The organism is Endozoicomonas sp. ONNA1, from assembly GCF_024606325.1.
GTDB lineage: Bacteria > Pseudomonadota > Gammaproteobacteria > Pseudomonadales > Endozoicomonadaceae > Endozoicomonas_A.
In genome coordinates, this window is record NZ_JAHHPN010000474.1 from 1 (window position 1) to 3,308 (window position 3,308).

General features: G+C 43.0%; 3 protein-coding genes. 2 read left to right on the forward strand and 1 reads right to left on the reverse strand.

The genetic code is table 11. The features are described 5' to 3' along the window. Positions 1-799: hypothetical protein (locus KDK19_RS10805; RefSeq protein ID WP_257291931.1), on the reverse strand; the 799-nt coding region annotated here is incomplete at its 3' end. A 135-nt stretch (positions 800-934) separates the two neighbouring features. Between KDK19_RS10805 and KDK19_RS10810 the strand changes: the two genes are divergently transcribed. Further along, on the forward strand, positions 935-1,861 hold the full coding sequence (locus KDK19_RS10810; RefSeq protein WP_257291932.1) for a hypothetical protein: 927 nt from the start codon (positions 935-937) through the stop codon (positions 1,859-1,861). A 20-nt stretch (positions 1,862-1,881) separates the two neighbouring features. Continuing rightward, the coding region (locus KDK19_RS10815) for a hypothetical protein (RefSeq protein WP_257291933.1) at positions 1,882-3,308 on the forward strand (1,427 nt) is incomplete at its 3' end.

Consider the following 3,308-nt stretch of genomic DNA (forward strand, 5'->3'; position numbering starts at 1 on the left):
GAATATCATACTTATCAATCACGCCCGCTTTAAGGGCGAAGTCAACAAACTGCTCACCGGTCTCAGCGACTATCGCAGAGGCAGAAGCCAGTGCATCGGGTCGAGTGACGTATTGCATTCTGAAAATAGTAGCCTGAGCCGCTTCAGCCAGGTCCATATCTAAAGCTTCAGCGCTATCTGTAGTAGGCGCACTCAGACGAAAGCCCAGATTAGAACCCATGGCACCAAAGTGAGGTACTTCAAACTCAAGAACCGGCATAACCGTGCCAGGAGTAGCGTCAATATTAACACTGTTTGGGCTATCAGAAGGCACCCCAGCACCCAATTCACTAATCTCTCTAAGTACCCAGCGAAGGCGATACCCGGCGTAATCAGTACCATCAATAGGGATCTTAGCACCCTGATCATCCAGTCTGAATTTACCAGTAGCAACATCACGTTCATAGGCAGGCACTGTTGCAGTTGAGTAATCCAGTGCCAGCTGCACACGTGCTTTTTTAGCATCATCAGGCACAATACGCTTGATCATAGTTTTATTAGCACGTGCAGCGATAACGTTATGAAGCACCGTTTGATGATTCGCAAATTGACTACGCAAATCAAAAGTCTCATCACCGTACATAGTACGGGCTTCGGCCCCACCCAGCAGTTGCATGGTTTCAGGACCCCAAGCGGCCATCAACATTATCTTAGGCAAGTGGATAGGAATTTCTTCACGCTCTGGCGGAACAATACGACCACTGAGATCCTGTAAGCCTCTCAGGATAGCACGCGGTGTACCGTTGGTAATTGCAGCCATCGTTTTCTCCTTAGTTATGATATAGACCTTCCCCTAAGGGTTGGAAATGATAATTAAACCACAACAACGGCAGTTCACATCATAAAGATGACACCTTGACGTCGATTACAACTATTCTTTTTTTGGGATTTAACTATGTTACACAATGCTTATGACACGACTGTTTGTCAAGACTACCGTATAGATCCAGTTATTGAACGGCTTAGCGAAGGCTATCTTCGAGAAGAGTTACAACCACTGGAATACTTCGGGGTTAAGAATTACGCTATTTGGATGATTACGGATTCCAATAAAGACATCCCACCCTTTAGTCACCCCATTACTATCAAAAACAAAAGCTTGGGTGATGAAGAACTGACTTTTGTTGATGTCAGACCCTACACCAAATACAACCGTAATTCGGATAAATCAGAAATTTCAGACCGACTTAATTTTCAGTCTTTAAGTCTTAATGGGTTTTTACAATCCATCTGGACTAAAGAAAGATATCAGGATCTGTTAACAGCAGGTAGTTTCCCACTCGCTTTGTATGGGCGTTGGATTGCAACCAACATAGCTCAGAAACTTGGGTTAGATCCTGATAATCAAATGCGAATCACGATACATGTCATGTTTTTTTATCTGAATCAGTTTCGATTCAATGACATTGAGTACAGTGAAAAAGAGCTGGCACGTACTTGCACCCAAATTGCCAGAGCATCCAATATCGCTTTTAATCAGGTATTTGAAATTGTAAATCCTATCTATAAGGGCTATCATATCGAAAACTTAATCGAAGCTATTAAGAACAGCATTGATAATCCTAGAATAGATACGCTTAATGTCCCATTACTTATATCCATCGTAACCTACGGTTGGCGAGGAGCGAACGCTAAAGAAATGATGGCGGTGGGTATAGAGTATCCACCGGCTTGGCTGGCTTTGTCATGGCTCACCCTCAATGAACGTGGATTTAAAAATACACCCTTATCAAAATTAGCTGAGTCTATGTCAAAACGTCATGGTGGCGAAGACTTTGCCCGTAACCTGATGCGTGTCATCAAAATAGAAAGCAGCCATTAATCTAAGGGGGGGATCATACCATGGCAAACTTTTTGGTGGATCATGCCTTAAAGCATGTCTGGTGTAGTCCTGAGATGGATACACCATCCATTATACGTCTGGCTCGTTTCAGCCCCCGTCGGGGATTAAAGAACGTTATTGACACCGGGTGGGAGATTATTGCGCTACCAAGCACGAATGAAGCTTATCATGGTTATTTTATTGGTCAAATACCCAAAGAGTTTTTGGGTATTGAAGAAACCATAAAAGAGACTTGGGTATCACTTTTGGAGCTGGTTAATAAAGAGGCGCTTTGGACTAACTTGTATGTTGATTCTGGTCTTGAGTTCCCAAGGGGTACCGCCTTTATAAGAGAAACGCGCGGACGGGGACTTATTATTGCTGTCAAAGTACAAGATCATATTGCTGATTTATCAGTAGAGTCTCTATACTTAAGATCCTACTCTAACCGTTACTTTGATAGCGTAAGACGTAATGATGAGTTACCTAAGATGGTATCAGTTGGCATTGAGCCTGTTAATGGCAATGACATTGTCGCCATCAATAATGCCCGTCGGTATCATAACACGTTGAGTGATGGCCACTCATTGTTGTTTCAAGGCGGATACATTATTGGTCAGATTAGACCAGCATTACAATTTGCCGATGGTTTTATTGAACACGTATATGACAGTAGTATTTATCGTCAGTCTGAATTTGCACTCGATGATTTGCCCACCTTTACCAGTGAATTGGATGCGCAGCAAAAGTACCTTGTCCACCCACCAAAAGATGATACCGACACCATTCATTATCAAGATGATATTGAGTTTTATCTAATTGCCAAAGAAGAAGATAATCCTGATATATTTAAGGGTGTCAGACTGCATCAAAACCTGATAACTCATACACGAATGCTTAGTCATCGAGATTATGCGTTATCAGTCGATCATATCGTCTCTGTAAAGAATAAACTCTTTGCACAGATACCCAATGCAAGGCTGTATCTAAAACTCTTTGTAAGACGCTCTGGCTATCGTAGAGAGTTGGTCTTTGAAAAGGGTAGGGTACATGAATTGTATAAATTGCCTGATGATTTAATCAAGCGGGCAATGTTGGGTCTGGATAGTTCAGTCAGTGTCTGGACTGCTGAGGCTTTGGAAAAATCAGCTTATCCAGAAATGATGCGCTCAGAGGGTCAGAGTATTGAACAGGCTAAGGTAGTAAACGCCTATGGCTATAGTGCTATGTGTAAAATTATGGCTGATACCCCAATAGCTGCTGAAGAGCTTGCGGGTAATCCACACATTAATGTTCACTATAGCCATCGTTTTGGCGCTACTGTCTGCGAGTATACTCGCTCAGGGTTAATCAGAGGTATCTTTGGCCACACCCAAGGTGAGCGCTATTACCTGCAAAGAACAGGCGTGGAGTTTTGTGAGGTGCTTGGCGGCTTACCCAGTGAACG